The 21,729-nt window shown below is 42.4% G+C and carries 11 protein-coding genes; 3 read left to right on the forward strand and 8 right to left on the reverse strand.

Annotated elements, in window-relative coordinates:
- Positions 1 to 6: 6 nt before the first annotated feature.
- Both KTO63_RS17125 and KTO63_RS17130 read right to left on the reverse strand, forming a co-directional pair.
- A complete protein-coding gene (locus KTO63_RS17125; RefSeq protein WP_217792609.1) occupies positions 7 to 600 on the reverse strand; it encodes an RNA polymerase sigma-70 factor in 594 nt (197 codons plus the stop codon).
- Positions 601 to 734: 134 nt separating this feature from the next.
- A complete protein-coding gene (locus KTO63_RS17130; RefSeq protein WP_217792610.1) occupies positions 735 to 1,631 on the reverse strand; it encodes a LysR substrate-binding domain-containing protein in 897 nt (298 codons plus the stop codon).
- A gap of 69 nt (positions 1,632 to 1,700) precedes the next feature.
- On the opposite strand from KTO63_RS17130, the gene KTO63_RS17135 reads away from it, so the two are divergent.
- The 3 genes from KTO63_RS17135 to amaB are packed head-to-tail and all read left to right on the forward strand — an operon-like array spanning position 1,701 to position 5,180.
- Entirely contained in the window at positions 1,701 to 2,780 is a 1,080-nt protein-coding gene (locus tag KTO63_RS17135) for a saccharopine dehydrogenase family protein (protein ID WP_217792611.1), read from the forward strand.
- Positions 2,770 to 3,672 carry a DUF1338 domain-containing protein gene (locus tag KTO63_RS17140; RefSeq protein WP_217792612.1) on the forward strand — a complete coding sequence of 301 codons (903 nt, stop codon included), beginning with the start codon at positions 2,770 to 2,772 and terminating at the stop codon, positions 3,670 to 3,672. Before KTO63_RS17135 ends, KTO63_RS17140 begins: the two co-directional genes overlap by 11 nt.
- The gene (gene amaB, locus KTO63_RS17145) at positions 3,669 to 5,180 is read left to right on the forward strand and encodes an L-piperidine-6-carboxylate dehydrogenase (protein WP_217792613.1); all 1,512 of its coding nucleotides are present in this window, start codon (positions 3,669 to 3,671) and stop codon (positions 5,178 to 5,180) included. The genes KTO63_RS17140 and amaB overlap by 4 nt, the downstream gene beginning before the upstream one ends.
- Before the next feature lie 303 nt (positions 5,181 to 5,483).
- On the opposite strand, the gene KTO63_RS17150 is transcribed toward amaB, so the two are convergent.
- The 6 genes from KTO63_RS17150 to KTO63_RS17175 all read right to left on the reverse strand — a co-directional run bounded on the left by KTO63_RS17150 (position 5,484) and on the right by KTO63_RS17175 (position 21,721).
- On the reverse strand, positions 5,484 to 6,440 hold the full coding sequence (locus KTO63_RS17150) for a hypothetical protein (protein WP_217792615.1): 957 nt from the start codon (positions 6,438 to 6,440) through the stop codon (positions 5,484 to 5,486).
- Between the two features lie 89 nt (positions 6,441 to 6,529).
- Positions 6,530 to 7,861 carry a hypothetical protein gene (locus KTO63_RS17155; protein ID WP_217792617.1) on the reverse strand — a complete coding sequence of 444 codons (1,332 nt, stop codon included), beginning with the start codon at positions 7,859 to 7,861 and terminating at the stop codon, positions 6,530 to 6,532.
- A 135-nt stretch (positions 7,862 to 7,996) separates the two neighbouring features.
- Positions 7,997 to 9,277 (reverse strand): autotransporter outer membrane beta-barrel domain-containing protein, encoded by a 1,281-nt coding sequence (locus KTO63_RS17160; protein WP_217792618.1) that lies wholly within the window; start codon positions 9,275 to 9,277, stop codon positions 7,997 to 7,999.
- Positions 9,278 to 9,584: 307 nt separating this feature from the next.
- On the reverse strand, positions 9,585 to 9,947 hold the full coding sequence (locus KTO63_RS17165) for an immunity protein Imm33 domain-containing protein (RefSeq protein ID WP_217792620.1): 363 nt from the start codon (positions 9,945 to 9,947) through the stop codon (positions 9,585 to 9,587).
- The gene (locus tag KTO63_RS17170; protein ID WP_217792622.1) at positions 9,940 to 20,901 is read right to left on the reverse strand and encodes a LamG-like jellyroll fold domain-containing protein; all 10,962 of its coding nucleotides are present in this window, start codon (positions 20,899 to 20,901) and stop codon (positions 9,940 to 9,942) included. The genes KTO63_RS17165 and KTO63_RS17170 overlap by 8 nt, the downstream gene beginning before the upstream one ends.
- A 61-nt stretch (positions 20,902 to 20,962) precedes the next feature.
- Positions 20,963 to 21,721 carry a hypothetical protein gene (locus KTO63_RS17175; protein WP_217792624.1) on the reverse strand — a complete coding sequence of 253 codons (759 nt, stop codon included), beginning with the start codon at positions 21,719 to 21,721 and terminating at the stop codon, positions 20,963 to 20,965.
- Between the last annotated feature and the right edge of the window lie 8 nt (positions 21,722 to 21,729).

Below are 21,729 nucleotides of genomic sequence, written 5' to 3' on the forward strand. Positions count from 1 at the left end.
TATTTCTTAGAGGTCAGCATATAACAATATAAGCAGCGACAACAAAAGTGATTGATTGCCAAGTGCAGCCTGTAAAATTTTTATGGCACTCAATTTTTGGTTGCTCACGGTTTGAACGCTTATCTGGAGGCGCTGAGCGATGGCCCCGGGTTTTAAACCTTCGGCAAACGACAACAGGAAAATTTCTTTCATTTTCGGGGGAAGTTTATCTACTTCATTATATATCATCCTGATCAACTCCGATCTTACCTGTTCGAGAAAAAGTGCATCTTCATCGCTTTTATCAAGAAGATAAACAAGCTCATCGTGCTTTTTTGTTTTGACTATTTCATGCTTTAAAATATCAAAACACTTATTACGAACCACCACAAAAAGGAAATGCCTCACAGAAGCGAGAGAGTCAAAATTTGCGCGTTTGTTCCAGAGTTGAATAAATGCCTCAGATGTTACATCCTTCGCCTCTGCTTCATTTACAAAGCGACAGGCAAAGAAGTAGAGTCGCTCATAAAACTGGTCGTATAATTGGGTGAACGCCCTTTCATCACCATGTTGAAATGCAGCAACAATGGTTTCGTTAGTATTTGGTTGTGTGCTACTCAAAAAGCCTTTCGATTTTGTGTAAACTTAAAAAAAATGCAAACAACTATTGTAAATAAAGCTTGTAAATCCATTAACTATCGATTTAAATCCCTTCAAATCATTGCCAAATGAGAACGCCCAAGATGTATTCATGATTAAGCGATTGAATCAAGCATTTCTATCAAAAATGGTAATGCAGGATTGTTGTTTTGTTTTGGCCACACAGCAAACAGCTCTGTCTTTTGCAGCACACCTTCTAACTTGATAAACCGGACTCCGGGATGAGGCGTACAAAGAGACATTGGAAGAATGGAAATACCCATTTTATTTTCTACCAGTTTAAAGATGGTGGGTGCGTGAATACTTCTGTGAACAATACGCGGAAAAAATCGTTGCTCTGCGCAGATATTAATTATCTGTTGGTAATACAATGTACTCTGGTCATTAGGAAACAGGATAAACGATTCTTCACTCAATTGCCCAACGTTTTTAAAGTTTGTGTCGTTGAGCCAATGATCTTCCGGCAAGATCAGAGAAAAAGGTTCCGTGTACACTTTTTTGATCTTGAAGTCCCGGCTCACCTGGTTGGTACGCATAAAGCCTAAATCGAGGTTGCCATTTTGCAAAGCAACGAGCTGCTCTTTATTGGTTAATTCCTCCAGGTTGAATTGAATGTTTGGGCAATCATGATTAAACCTTTTTAACAGATGCGGCAATATAGATTGCATGGCGGAAGCAACGAACCCAATAGTAAGTTGGCCGGTGTTTCCAATCTGCAGCTTGCTTTGGTTATCAAGCGCCATTTCCAGTTTTAGTAATACCTGCTGTATATCTGCCTGGAAGCGAAGCCCGGCTTCGTTTAAAAGCACCTTTTTATTGGTGCGTTCAAATACTGTATGACCCAAAATTCCTTCCAACTGCTTCATCTGTTGGCTCAACGCAGACTGCGAAATAAAAAGCTTCTCCGCCGCCTTGCCATAGTGCAGCTCTTCAGACAAGACTTTAAAATATAATAGGTGACGAAGTTCAATTTGATTAGTGATACTTATCATACGTGAAGTAATCAGTTTCAATACTTATTATCAAATCTAAAGATATTTGCCAACAAACCTCCATTAAACATGCTTAAAAAGATACTAACTGTTGGCCTCGGCAAAGTCGGAACCCTTGTCGGAGTACTACTTAGCCGCGAGTTTGAAGTGATCGCTGTTGATAAACAAGCGCCTCATTATGACCATGATTTGCCGTTTAAGGTATTGACAGGTGACGTAACTGATCTTGCTTTGATGGAGAAGCTGATTGCAGAAACAGATGCCGTTGTTTCTGCCCTTCCCTATTTTCTTAATATCGATATTGCACGACTGGCCCACCGTTTGGGCAAGCATTACTTTGACCTGACGGAAGATGTGCCTACGACTGAAGAAATCCGCCAACTGAGCAAAACCGCCAAAGCTGTAATGGCCCCACAATGTGGGCTTGCCCCGGGCCTCATCGGTATCATTGGCGCACATCTCGCTTCTCAATTTGACGACTTGCGCTCTATCGATATGCGTGTGGGCGCACTTCCCCGCCACCCAAACGGAGACCTCGGATATTCCTTTAACTGGTCAACAGAGGGCGTAATCAACGAATACATTAACGACGCTGAAATCATTCACAATGGTAAAAGAAAAACGGTCACCTCTTTGCAGGGTTGTGAAACCATTACCATTGATGGCGTTGGCTACGAAGCCTTCTATACTTCCGGCGGATTAGGCACCATGTGCGAAACATATGGCGGCAGGGTTGACAGGCTGGACTATAAGACGATTCGATATCCCGGTCACTGTGACCTGATGAATTTCCTGATTCATGAATTGCATATGAAAGAAGATAAAAAACAACTGGAAAATATCCTGGGCAATGCAAAACCTCCCGTGGATGAAGATGTGGTGATTGTTTATGCAAATGCAGAAGGATGGAAAAATGGCAAACTCGGCAGGCAGGAATTTTCGAAGGTATATTCTCCGATTGAAATTGACGGCATTGTTTGGCGCGCTATTTCATGGACCACTGCTGCAAGCCTCGTAGCGGTTATTGAAATGGTATCAAATGGAGAGTTGCCAGCAAAAGGCTTCATTAAACAGGAAGACATTTCCTTCAACAAATTTTTGGAAACAAAATGCGGATCATACTTCAAACCTCAAGTCCATGCAATTTAACAATCAGAACCCTTTAGCATATTTTTTGACCGATCTGTTTGAACAATACAGACGTTCCGTTCCAGATGTAAATGCAATCACTCAAGCGTTAGAAGATAAAGGTGTCATTTCATCCCAATCGGAAATTGTAAATGACCATATTGCATTCAGAACACTTGGTGTGCCTCATCTTGGAATCAAATCATTCGAAAAAATATTCCTTCATCATGGCTACACAAGAATGGAAAATTATTTTTTTGCCGAAAAAAAATTGAACGCCTGGTGGTACGCGCCTCCATCTCCTGAATATCCACGTGTCTTTCTCAGCGAACTGATAGTTGAACAATTGTCTACGAGTGCACAGAAAATTATTCACTCTTATATAGACTCAATCAAAGCCGATCCGGTAGATTCGCTTGACCTCAACGATGGCAAACAAATCGCTGCATTTCTTTACCAGTCGCTATGGGAGCTTCCGACATTAAAAGACTATGCGATGCTGCTAAACGAAAGTGAGTATGCTGCATGGGTAATTTATAACCGCTACTATCTGAATCATTATACAATCAGCGTGCATGACCTTAAGGAAGGTTATAACACGTTGGAAACGTTTAACGCATTTGTTGAAAGCCTGGGTATTCGTCTCAATGATTCAGGTGGAAAGATCAAAGTAAGTAAAGACAAGCTGCTGCGCCAAAGCGCTACTGTTGCACAAAAAATTCATTCACAATTTGCGGATGGAGAAAGCATGCTGATTGCAGGAAGCTATGTGGAATTTGCCGAACGCAATATTCTGCCTCAGTTCAATTCGCTACCTCCCGAACAAATAAAAAGAGAACATCGCCGGGAAGGATTTGAAACTTCCAATGCGGACAAAATTTTCGAAAGCACTTACACAACACAAACCAAATGAAAACGGATATCCTTAACAGTAACGGTTTAAAAGAATATAATTACGGCGTATCAACCGGGTCTAAATGGTTTGCCGAAAATAGTTTCCATTTAACTTCTTCCAGCCCAATTACCGGCGAAGCCCTGGCAAGTGTTTCCGTTGGTAACAGCCAAGATTTTGAACAAATCAAAAATACAGCAAGCGCTGCATTCGAAGAGTGGCACAACTGGCCTGCCCCGAAAAGAGGCGAGATCGTTCGACAGATAGGTGAACTATTGAGAGAACGAAAGGAATCTTTGGGGCGGCTGGTTTCACTCGAAATGGGCAAAAGTTTGCAGGAAGGCTTAGGAGAAGTACAGGAGATGATAGACATTGCCGATTTTGCCGTAGGTCTTAGTCGCCAGCTATACGGTCTATCAATGCATTCCGAGCGGCCGGAGCATCGGATGATGGAACAATACCACCCTTTGGGAATTGTGGGCATCATCAGCGCATTTAATTTCCCCGTTGCCGTCTGGAGCTGGAATGCTTTTCTCGCCTGGGTTTGCGGAAATACCTGCATTTGGAAGCCTTCTGAAAAAACGCCATTATGTGCCATTGCCTGCCAGCAAATTGTTGCTGAAGTATTCATTAAAAACGGCGTACCGGAAGGAGTAAGCTGCTTAATTACGGGCAACCGGGAAGTGGGCGAATGGATTGCGCAAAGCCCCGACATTCCACTTGTTTCCGCAACCGGTTCAACCGCGATGGGCAAATCCGTTGCTGTAGCCGTTGCAGCAAGACTAGGCAAAAGCCTGCTTGAACTTGGCGGCAACAATGCCATTATCATTACACCAGATGCAGATTTGAAAATCGCATTACCAAGTGTAGTATTTGGTGCAGTTGGCACTGCGGGCCAACGTTGTACTACCACACGCCGCCTGATCGTTCACGAAAAAATATACGACAGCGTTAAGGAAAAACTTATTGCCGCTTATCAACGATTAAAGATTGGTGACCCGCTAGATCCTGCAAATCATCTCGGCCCAGTCATTGATCAGGATGCTGTGAACAATTATGTAAAAACGATTGGGCAAGCGCAAAAAGAAGGAGGACAGTTGCTCACTCCTGCTGGTGTTGTTTCCGGATGTTTTGTACGCCCTACAATTATCGAAGTACAGCAGCAGTCGGACATTGTGCGGCATGAAACCTTCGCGCCTATTTTGTACATAATGAAGTATAGTTCTCTGGACGAAGCCATTCGATTGCAAAATGAAGTACCACAGGGTTTATCATCTTCTATCATGACGCTCAACATCCGCGAGGCAGAACAATTTCTGTCAGCCAAAGGATCTGATTGTGGCATTGCCAACGTTAACATTGGAACCTCAGGAGCTGAAATTGGCGGCGCTTTTGGCGGTGAAAAGGAAACCGGCGGCGGAAGAGAAAGCGGATCTGATGCATGGAAAAACTACATGAGGAGACAGACATGCACGATTAATTTTGGAAGTACATTACCATTGGCGCAAGGAATCAGATTTGATTTCTAGTTGAGCTGTAGAAATTAATTATGCTTCAAAAAATGTAAAGAGAACAACCGTCAACATTTAATCCTACAACATTCACTGATGCACTTTTAATCATTTGAGGTGCAATATCCATGGTTATCCTTTTGCTCTCGCCGGGCAATAAATTAAAATATCCGAACTGTACACTTGTCACGCCCCATAAACAAAAATGTATCCGGTGATACATTTGTAATGTAAAAAATATACTGTGCTCTTGATTTTTTTAGAACAACATTCACTTTAAAAATGCAGGATGAGAATAATGAAAAAATATTCTTTCATGACTTAACGGCTGGTTTCTAATTTTTCTACTCTGCTTTTTAGGTCCTTGTTTTCTTGTTGGAGTTGTATTGTGTATAATGTTAACTCTTCAATCTTCTTCAGTAACAGCTTTTGTATTTCTCCAAGGTCTTGTCCGTCTTTCTCTACCGCAGCAGCAGCCGGCATTTCAGGCAAATGTTTATTCGTTTTAATGAACGCTGCAATAGAATCCAGTGCAGGAAGTTTGTAAGACGATTCGAAAACATAATCTGCCCATCCGTTGGTTGTTACAATAACTTTTTGGGCTCTTATATTGCCGTTAACAGCAAGCATCTCGGATGGAGCCGCCGTGCCAATACCAACATTACCTGATTTTCTGTTTATGCAAAACGCCTGAGCTAAAAATCCTCCATCATCGTCGTAGCGCCAAATCGAAAAATTGGCGCCGGCGCTATTAGAACTCTCATCCCCCAGCAAGCCGATTGAGAATCTTGCTTTACCAGAAAAACTTTGAAGTGTAAAGTGCCTTTGCCCCCAATCCAAACTTCCATTAAAACACTCATAACCGCCAGCGCGAGTAACTCCATTAACGGATAACTGCCTTGCACCCTCATTTTCGCTAAGGCTGCCAATCGCTACGTCCCCATCAAAATGAAATTCTCCTGTGTTCCAAATGGCCATTTTTGCCTTTTGTAAATTCTCATCACCTAAAATAAAGTCACCATCGCTGGAACTATAAATTGAATACGTCTTGCCGGTTACTGCTGTGTTGTTTTGCAGTCTCATGCCTGCACTGAAGCCCTGGAAACCTTCAATCTTAAGACCGTAATTACTCTCCGTTGAAGTACTTTTAATGTGGAGTAATTGTTCAGGAGTCTCTGTACCTATTCCGGCATATCCACTGCCAGGAAATTTATTTTGTGCAAAGGAGCCTACTGATGTTAAACAGCAGGCAAGGAGGATAAGGGCAATCTTTTTCATTGTGAGCACAGGGATTTATTCGTTTTAAAGGGATTCTATTTTCTGTTTTTAATTTTGTCTCATTTTGATTTCAATAGCCAATCGCACCATTACTTCTTTTCATTCAGCACTTGCTGTTCCATTTTCTTCATTAACTCCTCAAGCTTATCCATCCGGTCATTTATTTTTTCAATTTCTTTGTTTTTCTGATCAAGTTGTTTTTGTTGATCAATTGTGTATAGGGTAAGCTCCTCAATTTTCTGCAGTAGTAATTTGTTCATTTCGCTAACATCAACTCCATTCTCTTTTACTTCTTTTTCAGATGGCACTGATGGCAAATGTTGATATTGCTGAATATATCTGTCGACAGAATCGATAGTGGGTAAATGATAGTCTTTATGAAAAACAAAATCCGCAAAAGAATTTTGATCGACTCTAACTTTTCTTGCCCGAACGCCGCCTTCTACATAAAACTTTATTGTCTGGTCGGTAAACCCATTTAAATCATAACTGGTACCCACTCCTACCTGCCCTGAATTATACAAAACCATTGTATAAAAAGCGTCGTTAAGTGTGGAACCTGCAACCTTAGTGCTTCCATTAAGAAATGCGGTATTGCCTTTGTTTGTATAGAACATTCCAGATGCCGGACCTTCAACAATTCTTACGTTTGTCTCAAGATTCGCATCCCATTTAATATTGGAGCAGATGCCCTTCCAACCGCCATCACTAAACGTAAACCTGTCTCCAATCTGGAATTTTTCTGTAGGGGTCATAGTTCCAATGCCTATTTTGCCCGCTCCCGGTGTTGAAGAATTAATACCAGTTCCGTACACAATATTGCCAATGTTCAGTTGATTGGAACCAGTGAGATTGGGCAATTCGATATTTGAACCGATTATAATATTATTGTCACCGCTTGTTTGATGGTATGCGGCCAGATAGCCCAATCCAATATTGTAACTTCCGGTAGAAGAGTAAAGAGCTCCATGACCAGACGCAAAATTGCCGTTTCCGACTGCGTTAGACAAAAGTGCATAATGTCCAATTGCATTGTTATAAGCTCCGGAAACATTATGATCAAGTGCCTGATAACCGAGTGCTGTATTACTATAACCAATTGTATTACTCTCGAGCGAGAAGTCTCCCACTGCAGTATTGCGAACTCCTGTTGTATTAACCAAAAGTGTAAACATACCAAATGCTGTATTATAACTTCCGGTAGTATTATTTATCAGTGCCTTATAACCAAATGCAGAATTTTGATCACCTGTAGTATTAAGCTTTAATGCATTATAACCAGTGGCTGTATTGTATGTAGGGGTGCCTGACCCCTTACCAATTGTAACACCGTTGACGATGATATCTGTAGTAAATGGGCTTTGCGCATATTGTTGTTTGGTAACCATGCATAAGGCAAGGAATAGGAATGTTTTTTTCATGACTACATTTAGGGTTAGAAGTCCGTTCTTTTGTTAAGATTTTTTTTATACTGTAGGTTACCAGCTTATATCGGCTATCACAACACAGATGCGCAACACACTTTAGCTGAATATCAATGCCTGTTTTGATTATAGCTAGTGTCTCCCACTATTATCACTACTGCCTTTCATCTGATCAATTTGCGCTTGCAAGGTTTCAATCTTTTTATTTTGATCGATGATGTAAAGGGTTAACTCTTCTACTTTTTTTAGCAACAATTTTTGTACTTCTCCAACGTCCTGACCGTCTTTCTCAATTGTTGATGCAGAAGGAATTTCAGGGAGATGTTTATTTTCTTTAATAAAGGCAGCGATGGAATCTAAGGAAGGCAATTTGTAGGATGACTCGAAAACATAATCTGCCCAACCGTTGGTTGTTACAATAACTTTTTTACCCCTGATGTTGCCATTTACAGAAAGCATCTCGGACGGAGAAGCGGTGCCAATACCAACATTACCGGAGGTTGCGTCAATTCTCATCACTTCAACCGGGCCCGACGATGAACCGCGGGTCCAGCTAAAATATCCTCCGTAATTATCCAGGCTTGTTTTTAAGTATGCTGCACCGAGCGCACTGCCAGCCACCAGTCTTACGTTAGAATAGTTAACATCGGTTTGCAAATTCGTTGCGTCGATGATAAGAGAAGAACCATTCGCTGCAGATGAAAACATTCCTGATCCAACAGTTTCTAATTTGCTTCTTGGACTAGTAGTTCCAATGCCTATACTGCCTGCACCGGGTGTTGAAGAATTAATGCCCGTTCCGTAAATAGTGTTACCAATATTCATTTGGTTGGAACCAGTACGATTAGGCAGGTCCGCGTTGTTGGCAATAATAATATTGTTATCACCACTGGTTTGATTAAAAGCGGCCAGATAGCCTAATCCAATATTATAGCTTCCGGTGGAATAATAAAGAGCTCCCTGACCAGATGCAAAATTGCCATTTCCTATTTTGTTGGCATAAAGTGCAAAATGCCCAATAGCGTTATTAAAAATACCAGTGGTATTTTGCCCAAGTGCATCATAACCTACGGCGGTATTATAATTGCCGGAGGTATTTAGTTCAAGCGCATATGTACCCACTGACGTATTGCGAACGCCTGTCGTGTTTTGAGCGAGCGCGTCCTTTCCAACTGCGGCATTATGCGTACCCGTGGTGTTATTTCCCAATGCATTATAGCCCGTTGCTGTATTATGAGTACCTGTATTGACAGTCCCTAATGCGTTATAGCCAGACGCAGTGTTGTAAATGATCCCGCCGTTTCCCCTACCGAAAATTAAACCGTTAACGATAATATCTGTAGCAAATGGGCTTTGCGCATATTGTTGTTTCGCAAGTATGCATAGGGTAAGGAATAAAAGTGTTTTTTTCATGACTATGTTTAGGTTAAGGAGTTGATTATTTTATTTAAGAATAAGGGTTTTGTCAATATTTTTTAAACAAGCGCACATAAGTTTAGAAATGACAATTGGGCGGATATATATCCTTTCTTATCAAAAGTTCGAGATGTCCTGCGGAGCATCTCGAACAACGCTGAATAAAGCCGTTCTTTCAAGCTGCCTTGCTTTTTCCTTTTATTTTGGTGCTCGTCTATAACATGCTCCAAACACTCCGGTTGCCCGGACTATTTTTAATTCTGTGTAACACTTCTACCAACCCTTCAAGACATGCCAACGATTGCTAAATATTCAAAAGCTGCTCATCATACCAAACATCCTCATACTGACTATCAAATAAAAATCTCCAGCCAGGAGCAAGCCCCAAATAATTAATTGCTTTAGGACATAAGTCGAGAAGGTGCTTGATATGCACTGGCTGAAAGAAGTCGTCCGAATCTGAATATTCTCCCGCCCATATGAACCAGTTTGCTGACAGAGCTCTTTCAGTAGGATGCCGTAGACCATTTATAGGCATATTAAAAGCCTCAAAACTTTTTAACGCAACACCAATCAAGTTATCAAATGGAGCGGCCAAAAATTCAGCATTATATTTCTTACAAATAGCCTTTTGGCTTTCTAAAAATTCTTTTTCAATATTATCCACCTGTTTTCCCTTTATTTTTAATTACTTTATTTGCTTGTTGGCTCGCTTTACGGACAGCGGCCGATTGATCGCTTGAACAATTTTCACATTGAGATTGTACAGCACCTAAACTCCGCATTTTCTTTTTGTCAATTGTTCCTGTTGATATATGCTCTATCGCTAATGGCTCTATGTGATCTGCAACAAACGGGCCTTGTGTTGTTCCACATGTTGCACACTTCGAATTTGGTTGATTAACCGCTTTTCTTTGTGCAGGTGTTGTTGCGTTATTGGGCCGTTTATATGGCGTCTTTGCTTTAATCTCGTAAGTCTGCCCCTCATATGTAACAGTAGGTTGTGCACTATTATTGGCCGTTGCTGCCTCTGTGTTCCCCCCATGAACTGATGCCGCAACCTTATTTGTCGCTTTAGAAGGTATTGGCACATCATCTCCTGTTTCCATAGGAATCGCAGTCTCTGCTGAATAATTTTGTGCATTCAATATTCTTGAAGCATATGATTGCGCTTCAGAATGTGCATCGTCAACATATTCAAATCCAAAAGCAAAATACCTGCCTGGCTTTTTAATATAGTCATTCTCAAAATCTTCAGTTTTCCACCCATTTGCCAAACCTGACCCTGTGAGCGGAAATCCGATGTGATAAGTTTTCCCTTCGTAATCTACTACATACCGCTTAACATCAATTGTAGTCTCCCAATAAAAAAGTCCAAAAAATGAATGCCCGTGTTTATATTCGGTTAGGGTATTTTTTAAGACAGCATTACCCTGCTTATCCGCGATCATTGTATAATGATAGATTTCTCTACCATCCAAATCAACACCTTGTATCGGACTATTACTTGCAAATTGATATGGTGTTAACTCTGGATATTTCTCTTGTAATGGATCAACACTCAAAAATCTTCCCACTCGTGGATTGTAAATCCTAAACCCGTAGTCATATTGATTTCCATCACCAGAAACTTCATTATCTTTTTCCTTCCCATTGAACCCATATCTATAAGCCGTTCCAAATATACTGCCACTTCCGCTACCACCGCTACCATTGTTATCATCGCCGCTGCCATTGGTAGGATTAAGTACCGGTAATTTATCAGAAGTACCGCTTACCCACTGTGCGCTATTGGCTATGGTAAGATTGCGGTTATAGCCACTTTGGTCCGCAATTGTTGTGCCGCTTGCTTCATTCATTGGCCAATAACCAACGAGCCATTCGGAGTTCTTTGGCATCGTTTTGTTCATGTTGGCTACTATCTCTTCCTGCGTGCGTGATTCACTCCAGATGCGCACTTCAGCCATTTGCCCGTCCATCGTTCCGTATTGGCAGCCAAATAACGAATAGCTAGGCATCACATAGGTAGCTGAGGAAACCTGCCCGGTTTTTACCAGTACTCCATTAATGTACAAGCGCGGTTGCCTGTTTTTGTATACAACGGCAATATGCGTCCAACCTGTTACACTGCCCGGCCATACGAGTACAGACGACCAGGAGCTGGTACCACCAGATTCATATACGCTCACGCCATTTGTACCTACCGATACTCCAGCAGCACCTGCAGTAAGTAGCCCCGTAGGAGGTAGTGTCGCTGGTCCGATTGCATATTTTTGGCCGGAAGTTCCGAGCCCGCCATAGTTTCTCTCCACATCAATTTCATGCGTGCTGGTGGGTTTTGCCCAAAACTCCATCGTAAAGTTATCACCGACACTAGCAATATAATTGCCGTCTGTGTATGCTTGCCCGCTAAGTTGCAGGCTCGAACGGGTCACTGTGTTGTCGACACCGCTTTTTACCACATTGGTAAGCTCAGGCGTTCCATTGGACCATGTTGCACTATTCACAAGAGTTTGGCTTCGATTGTGACCGCTTGCGTCGTTTGCCACCGTTCCCGAACCTTCGTTTAATGGATAGTAACAAACAAGACCGGTTACATCTTTTGGCTTACCGCGTTCTATGTTTGCCTGAATCTGTGCTGCGGTTTTTGCAAAGTTCCAAATGCGCACATCCGCAATGTTACCTCCCATCGAACCATTACTGTTCCCAAACAATTCACTGCTCGGTATCACTGTAGCTTTTGAAGAGGCTAATCCCGTGTGCACCAGTTGCCCGTTTATATAAAGGCTCGGAACCTTATTGTTATACACAACAGCAATATGAGTCCAATCTCTTATTTGAGCGTCCCATACCAGATTCATCGAGTAATAAGCGTTGTTGAATTCACCTACAGTTACACCGTTTGTTCCCACAGCTATGGAAGTCGCTGCTGTATTATTAGTGGCGTCTATCAATGTGCCGGAAGAGCCTCCAACAGCGGGACTTGGCATACCCCACCCATTTGTGGTGTTAACGCGTTCTCCAAAACCAGCTCTTGCAGTGGTCGGTTTCACCCAAAACTCAACAGTAAAGGTGTTTTGCACATCGCTGATAAGCGTGGATAACGGATAGGGAGATGGATTTTTACTTCCACTCAGTTTCAGGCTCACCCAATCTTCTTTTGGATCAGGTGCATGCCCCTCCTCTGTTCCTGTGCCTCCTGTTCCACTGCCGGAACCATCGGTTTCATCGTTTACGGCAGGCACTGCAAAGTTTCTGCCAGGCATGATCATCCCAAAAGGATAGTAATCCTGTGCGGTCATTATATTGGCTTCAAAGTGGTCCAGCGTCAATGGCGATCCTTGAACTGCAATTCCCGTTCTTACATCATTAATGGTTGCCATTACGTTGCCAAGGTGATTGGTCAGTTCATACTGCCTTTTGCCGGCATACATTGTATGATCATTGTTGGGGTCGTAAGAATCGTTGGCTCGTTTATTACTTGCCAGTATCTTAACATTAGGTGTAACCATACCCAACCTGCTACTGCCGTATAATTGCTGTTCGAGCCATTTGCCCTGGATAACGACATTGTTATTGGCTTTGTACTCGTACACTCCCAGCGTATTACCTTGTGCATCTCTTACATAGTGGGTAATGGTTGTTCCATCGACGGTAGCAACAGATTTACTGATCCTGTTACCGCCTGCATCGTAGGTATAGGTAATTATGTTTCCATTTGCTTTACTAACGGATTCTATTTTACCATACACTGTCCACTTGATTTTATCCAGACCATTTTCGGCGCTAATGTCTTTAACAAGGTTGCCTATCTTGTCGTAATTGTAAGCATCATCTTCTGTCTGGCTGTCAATATCTGTTGAGTAATTGTCTTCATTAACTTCATCATGCACATGACGCAGTTTATTGTTTACAAGTTTACCATTCGCATCTACATTGTAACTATAGGTAAGCTTATCCATTGCAGGTTTGTCTGCCGCACCATTCCTTGTGTAAGTTGCAATGTTGCCGTTGGCATCATAGCCCACGTCTTCCATGTATGGGTCATTGCCTTGTTCCGGAGATTGATAGTTCCATGTAGTGCCTGTTCCTGTTGCGTTCTGGCGCATTTTCGTGAGCCTGTTCAACTGGTCGTAGCGATAACTGTAACCAATGGTCGTTCCATTGTCAATTTTTCCAATGGCGTAGGTGGCGTTACTGATGTTTCCATTAAACAACTGGCTGCCCGGTACGGGTTGATCCAGCGCAGGTGAATTATACTTAAGGTTAAATGCAGTGGCAGATGATGATATAGGCGTATAGTCATTACTGTAATAACCAAGCGTATAGCCAAACACATCGCGAGCCGATGGCCCAAATGAAGATGTTGCAAAACCATCGTCATTCATATCTTTTGCCTGTGGGAGTGCCGAGGTGTAAATGCGGCTTCCATTTATACCTTTTATCCAGCCCTGAAGTGTGTAGGCATAATCAAGTCCCTGCACATTGTTTTGCCCCAGTTGCATACGCGCCAAAGGTCCATGCAGGTAATAACGGTAAGCAGCTTCTGTGATCCAGTTGATTTCGTCGCTGCTTGTTTGCGCACCAATGAGCCTGTTTTCGGCATCATAGGTGTACTTGTAAAAGAACTGATCCCACTTGCCGGGTTGGTAAGACACTTTGTTGACTTTACCGCTTATAAGATCGTAGTCATATTTTATTTGTTTAAGTCCCCAGGCACCTGTTATAATTTGTTTTTCCTGGTTGGCCATTGCCGTATTTTCCTGGGTAAGCAAATCAACATTGCCTATCTGGTCGTAACTATAATAGCTTGCTGCGTCCCTGTTTGTATTTGCATCGCTTCCGAATGAAAGTAATGCTGTGGCGGCAACGCGCTTGCGCAGATTGCGTTGTAAGATACCGGCCGGTGCCCAAGTTGGCGCTTCATCATATGCTGTAACAGTTACCTTCCTGTTATTGCCGCCATTATAGAAGACCTGCAATAAACCTTCATCTCTCGATTTTTCTTCGGTAAGATAGTTTGTTTCCTGCACCCCGGTTTTTTCTCCCACCTCTACTATGCGGCCAAGTTTATCGTATTTCGTATAGCTATACCTGTTAGCAAATTCCCCGGTAACGGACGGTGCCAGTTGTTCTGCATTTTGCGAAGCACTTAAACGCCCCAATCTATCGTACCAGAACTGGGAAGTGCCTGCATCTGGTGTTGTTTGACTTACTACCTGGTTTAAACTATTGTACACATAGTTTGTTGGCAAACGATGGTTTGGCACAACAAATGGAATTGTTACAGTTGATATTTCTGCATAATCCAATGTCTTAAGCCCAATGAAATCTGCTGTGGTATATCCCCCCCATGCACCCATGGATATTGAATTCAAAGAATTACAAGTTGAATTCTTTATTTGCTGCCCATTTGTGGAAGACATGATCCATAGCCCTACCAGGTTAGGTGTATTGGGCAATACGGAGTTGTTATAGTTCGATGAAATTTCCGTGGATGTACGCGCCCTGTCCCAAATCCTTACTTCATCTATGGTGCCATAGCTCATGGTTCCATATTCTCCACCGCCGATATTGTAACTTGGAAGGACTAAACTTCTTGTAGAAACAGTTCCGGTTTTTTTGTAAACTCCATTGATGTACAGCGTTGGCGTTCTGTTAGTGTACACAATGGCGATGTGCGTCCAGGTTGTAACCGGACCTTCCCATACTATTACCGGTGAAAAATAATCAGACGAACGTTCATACACGCTGACACCATTTGTTCCCACTGACACTCCTACGCTCGCGGCGGTGGTGCTGCCAAGACTAACGGGGTAAATCGCATACTTCTGGCCACTGGTTCCGGTGTTTGAAGTGTAGGATTCTGGATCTATTTCGTGTGTTTGAATTGGCTTTGCCCATAATTCAACCGTAAAGTTGTTAGCTGCTGTAAAAATAACATTCTCCGCCCATGAGCTTTTTGTATCGCTCAACACAAGTAACGAAGTCGTCCTGGTTTTGTTTATAACCGTTGCGGTTGAAGTCGGGTTACAAGCTGATGGCTGGTTGTACATTCCCCAAACCTGCAGTGGAAATGGCTTTGAGGCCAATGCTCCGTTGGGAGCCATGCAACCATTGGTATAGTTGGCGGCCATTTCGTCTGATGTCAGTTCCCTGTCATACAAACGCAGGTGCTTAAAGGCACTTAGCTGTTCCTCGGGTGCCGTATAGTCTTGTATTGACCAATCAAAAGGAAATCCATTTCCCGCAGATACGGGCAGTACGCTTAACGCGACGCCATTTACAAAAAGGTTCAGGTCTCCGCTCATCAATCCTGCTGCAGACTGTGCCGATACCAGGACCTGGTTTTGCAACGGAACGCCGCTTATGTCAGCAACGCCATGGCTCGATCGCAATATTGAAATGCTTTGTGTGGAAGGTTCGTACAATAGTTCATACAATTCAACCCAAAGTTTTTTGTTGGCGATGGCCACCTGGCACATGTATTTGCTATTTGGATCGGCTCCTGTAAAATAGACACGACCCTGTAATGGAGCGGTTGGATCACTATTGTATAACCAGAACTCAATATTCCTGGATGTATTATTTTGAAAGACCGTATATGCTTCGGATGAAATTGCACTTTCAACCGTAGTGTAGCCGCCTGCCGGATAAGCTGAACAAGGAGTGATTGCTCCATTGCCTGCCGGGAACATTTTTCTGTAAGTCTGTACAGTATTGATTTGTTCGTCTGTCAATAACTCAACGCCTGCCGGAGGAATTGTTTTCACCAAATTGCCTGCCTGGTCATAATAATACAGCGTGAAATGGTATTCGTATTGTTTTCCCTGCAACAAACCGGTTGCAGTGTTGCTTAAACATTTTGCCACATAGGCATTTCTAAATTTCTTCCTTTCAACTTCTATGTATAGTTCATAGGCCGCAGCACCTCTTTCATAAGCAGCAGCAAGGTTGTCTGCAACGCATCCAAAATCATTTGATGGCACAGCTTTATAGGCAGCTTTGTTAAACAGTACTGCACTGCTATTGCCAGCATTCAGGAAGTCAAGGTAATCACCAAGCGAAAGTGTGTAGCCTAATTTGTGGTTCAGATAGTTTTGAAGTAATACGTTATAAAGTTTGCTATCTACCGCAACTGCTGAGTAATAGAGTTTAAAGCTGTTTATTAAATTATTCAGATCGGTCCATGCTACTGATTGTGAGTATCCTGTAGAAGGAGGAGGTGGCGTTGAAAATGCCACCGGAATAATCAGGGATTCGCTTAGGTACCGACAATTCTGATTACAACGTGTTACAAGATCATTCAACTGGTCTTGCGTTAAATTGTAATCCTCGCCCAGAGTTGTTTTAAGATATGTGTGGAAGGTGCTTATTGAGCTGTTGCCTTGGCTTGCATTTCCATACATTGCTAAAACTCTATCTCTAACATCCTCTTTGATCTCAGAAATATTTTCATTTACACTGATCGGCGTTCTGTCGTATGGGTATGGGAATGCGAGCAGCTCTGCACTGAATCCTTTCTTTACTATAGGAAGGCCAAGCGTTGATTCAAAAATGGCATTAAACGAACTGCCATCTGATAATGTGCTCGCTGCACGGATGCTTTCTGCGCTTGTAGCGTTTTGTATATTGTTTTTTGCTAACTGATAAAGATTGTTTACGAGAGTAGTAAGAACATCATCAGAAAGTGTGGTTGTTTTATAGCTCAGAAATTCTTCATCACGCACTGTTTGCAATTGCTCAAGCCAACCTGTTTTCAGCTGATTAAGGCTCAAAATCGCGGAGTCGCGTAATGGCTGCAGGGATGCTTCAGAAGTTGGGTATGGAGAACCGTTTGCTGCGGAGCACTCCACCGAACCTTCATAATAAACATAGTCATTCCAAATACGAGTTTTGTTTTTATAGTTGGCATAGTTAGCATCTGTGGGACATGATGAAACCGGCTGTGGAGCTGAGTTATCACAGGAAATACTCTGAACATAATATTGAGTGGTAACGTACTGTTGATAATTTTGACCCATCTGGATAAATACGACATGAACGCCCTCAATGTTGAAGCTCGTTTGCCCAGCTTCCAGCGTTACGGTGCGACTCGTGCCATCACCCACTTCACAGCCGGGGCAATCTGAAACCACCGCACCAAGATTTACGGTAACCTGTCTATTTACAGGGTGCGTCAACGTTACGTAGTAATGCCCAGTATAGTCGTAAGGACCCTCACCCTCCCACATAGCATCCAAAACGAAAGAAAATTCAAAATCGTCTGCGGTTGGGCAATCTACAAACGTAGAGGAACCCTGGCAACCAAGGGCAGTTTGCGTGCCAATAAAGCAGTTCTTGCAATTTGGATAGGCAGCCTGTTTTGCAATTTCCACATATTTTGACTTCAATTGTAAATAGTAGTTCCTATACAACTCCCACTCACGTGTTAGTGAACGGCATGACGCATCGGGACTGCAATTGTTCCAGCTATAAGCCATGGCGTCAATACCTGCATCTGACTTTTCTACTGTTGCAGGTTTACAATACAGCATCCAATCAATTAACTGCAAAATATTTTTGGAAGATTGCGCTTGATGGGATGAGTTCTTCATTACCATACCTATGGCATTTGAAAAATTGTCAAGGTCAAATTGCATTCTTTGCCTATATGCGTACCCTCTCCCGCTGCCCCAAAAAAATGGGTCGTTGTTTAACAGGGCATATATATTGTTGCGGTTGTAAAACCCTTTATCTACGGCATCTTGACCAACGGTATAAGTTTCGCGCAATGACCTGTCAAAGCCGTAGCTAACTTCATTGTTGTATGCAGGAGTTGGATTGTTTTGATCCTTGCACCACTGGTAGCCGCAATATTCAATATGTTGTATTACAAACTTGTCTGCCCATTCTGGGTGTTCGATGTATTTTTTTATAAACTCTGACTCGGGTAGATCACGGGCGTTTTTAACAGTAATTCCATCGTCGTCTGTGTATGTGAGGTTGTAGATGTCTGTTTTGGTAGCATCTTTATAAAACCTCATCACGTTGATTGTGGGTTCCTGCATTGTATATGCGTCCGTCACTTCATCTACGGAGTATCGGGCATACTGGCCGCCCGGCATAACATCCATTTTCATTCTCGTAAGGTATTCCTCACAAGGCGAAGCGGGCGCACAGCTTAATGACTGGCATCGCGTGTGCAACGTGTTCCATGTAGTTGTTATCCAGTTTTGTACAAACGCAGAAGATGGATCGAGATTTTTGAATTTGCTACCGCTCAAAACGTCCATCACTTTTTGCCTGAAATTACTTTTCGGATCATCTACGGCAGTGCCCAATAGTTTGCAGGTTGCACAATCATTGTAACATCCTGTAAGGTCAAGATTGGATAGTTCCGTCTCAAAAAAGTTTTGCAACTTCTTAAGGTCCGCATTATTGGCAATGTAATAATCTGTTTGATACTTGATGTTGTCTTCGCTTAGTTGAAGCGTGTAGGTGATGTTGTAGGAGCCGGGTGTGAGTTCATCAGTTGTTATCTGCCCCGTCAGCACCGTTGGGTTGCTATTACAATTAACATCGTTGCCCTGAAAGGCTGTGGTTGTAACTTTTGGGGCAACAGCTGTTCCACAATCATCTTTAATTTCGATAACTACATTGTACGAGCAACTGCTACAGAATTTTCCTCCACTGTGCACAGTGGTTAACGCAGCGGGATTTATTGTATAGAATAATTTGAATGCTCCTTTTGTTTCGGCAAGAAATGTGGCCGTTGCCTGCTTAAACAAATTTCCTGCATCCACTTTAAAATCTGATGATTGAATAATTTCATCATTTAATTGAGTGATAGCTCCACTGGGTATAGAAGAAAGTGCATCAAGGTTTCCCGGCGCTTTATCTCCTGCCAGCGCAGTAGCAACGGTCTTTCCATTTGCGTCAATATAGCTAATGCTTGTTTGGCCATTCGGATCAATAACCATGTTTTTGAGATAATGCGAGAAGTTTCCCGCTTCCATCCCAAACAATCTGTCGAGCTCTCGCTGACTGGAAGGTTTGCCGTAAAAATATTGGGTTTCGTGCCCACTGTTGATCTGGAATGACTGCCCCACTCCACCTTGTTTTTTTATTCGTCCGGTATTGTCAGGCGTATATTGTGTGGTGGAAAATGGATAGCCGCCGGCATCGGGAACATACTTTGTAAAGTAATAGTCCTGGTAGGTAGTTTGATTTGCGGCGCTTATGAAATCGTTTGAAGGAGAATAATATCGGGATGTTCCACTTGATGTGCTCAGTGGATCCGCAGAAATTTGGCAATCTTTTCCAATGTTGGTATAATCATAAGATTGTCCACTGTTGTTTTTATTAAACCCATTATAGTATTGAAGTCTGTTGTCTGTTGTCGGAGCCGGCAATATGCTGACAGATGGGCGTCCCATGTTATCATAAACGCTTTCCTGGACAACCGCTTTATCGTCACTGGTGTTTATGGTCACCGACTGCCTGTTGCGCATGGAGCCATCGAAATAAGAAATGACATCTTTTCGTTTTCCCTCTTCCGCAAATGCAGCGGTAAACTGCCAGTTCAAAGTTGATTCATGCGCATCATTCTCACCAATTTCTATTACATAAGTATACCCATCATTGTTTTTACTTTGCCAGTTGGTTGTTTTTCTAACGGTTGAGCTTCCCTGCAGTTCATAGGAGACACCTCTCATCCGTGCAATGATAAATCCCGAAGTGTATGGAAGGTTTATTGAATAATGGCATTTGGGAGTGGTGATCCTGGAGTTATCATTCTTCATCCAGTCATTCAACACATTTTCAGGTACATTGTAGAAGCCGGTGTTAACATCTTTATACTGTCTTTTCAACAGATCACCACGTGACCCGGATTGCTCAAGGATTTGGTCATCTATGTATGTCCATTCAAGGTCATATTCTTCTGGGTTAGAACCTGCCTCAGCAAAGTGTGAAGGGATCCAGCTTATTTCAATTGGTGAGTTTTCAATGGGCAATGGCGGAGCTAACGTTGTCATGGTTTGCATACCAAAACCAAGCGCTGGCAAGGTTTGCGTCGGCTTAAATGAAAGCGGTACATTCACTTGCTGGGTGAACGGATACTTTCTTTCCACTAATATTTGGTTCTTCAAACGGAAGATCGCAGGAATATCCTTTCCCCATTCTTTTGAAGTAATTGAATTGACAACAACAATTACCTTGAATGCATTTTTAAATTTGTACTGGGCTATGCTTGGATAAGTTTTGCCGGCAATGGTATCATATCTTACGGCCAGGTTAACGTTGTCAATTTCTGTTGGTGATTGCTGATCACGACTGGTGAAATATTTTATCGTGACATTTAAAGTACAGGTAAACGGTTTGTTGTAGTAGTAAATGGAAGTATCACTTCTTAACTCAAAAGAAACAAGATTATTCACCGAAAGGTGTTTCACCTGGTTCCATTGCTCCAACGGAAGATTAATGAATTTATCGTCAATCACTATACAGGAATCACCTTTCTTGATGTTTCCAGTTAGCGTTTGTATATACGATTCGGTGGCAGCAAATGACCCTGCTGCGAACGCAAATAACAATACTAAAGTAGTAGCGAGTTTCTTAGGGAAGTATTGTGTTAACATATTTTGGACACGGTTAGGTGTTAAAATCTTTTTCTATTGGTTAAGGTTTGATCTTATTGAGTTATAAAACTCTCAACTGGAAATCTTTGTACTTTTCCGTTAACGTCACATTGTTGTCTTTTACAATCACAATTTCATTGATCATGGCATCGACATCGTATTTCACATCCATTACTTTTTTATAGTCGATATTTGTTAACCACACTCTTTTAGCATTGGTGGTATCTGTAGCAACGCCATCTTTCCACCATGCCATTGACGCTTTGGAAATGGCATAACGAAGCGTATCATAGGTAAATGAGCAGGATTTTATTTGCGGCGTATTCGGATTGCTGAAGGTTGCAATGTGATTGCCATTCTCCTCCTCCACGAATCCCGTGATGCTGCTCAGTGCGCTATCGCTCACTAATTGCTGCAGCATTAAAGGAGAGGCCATTTGCATATTTTCACCTGCAGATGCAGCGGCCACCACGACAAACTTGTTTACAGTATCCAGCTGAACAACTATTTTACCATCGGACAAGGTTTGCATGTTGTCAAGCCTTGAATAAAGCTTTTCTCCGCTCTTATAAAAACTAAAAGTTTTTTCTTCCTTTTTGATAGTTGGATTTTCGCCATCAAACAAACGGATAGTTGCCGCCACACCTATTGTCGAGTCAGTTAGTGTGTTGCTGTACATTTTTCTCAACTCTTCTTTAAGATCAGCAGATGGCAATTTTTTCCGCCCATCGTTTTTCACGTACACCGTTCTTGCCAAAGCGATAACGCCTGCTGTTGATAACACTGCGATCAATAATATTTTGAAGCCTTTTCGTTTCATAGTTTCGA

Origin of the sequence: Pinibacter aurantiacus (genome assembly GCF_019130065.1) — a bacterium.
Lineage (GTDB): Bacteria > Bacteroidota > Bacteroidia > Chitinophagales > Chitinophagaceae > Pinibacter > Pinibacter aurantiacus.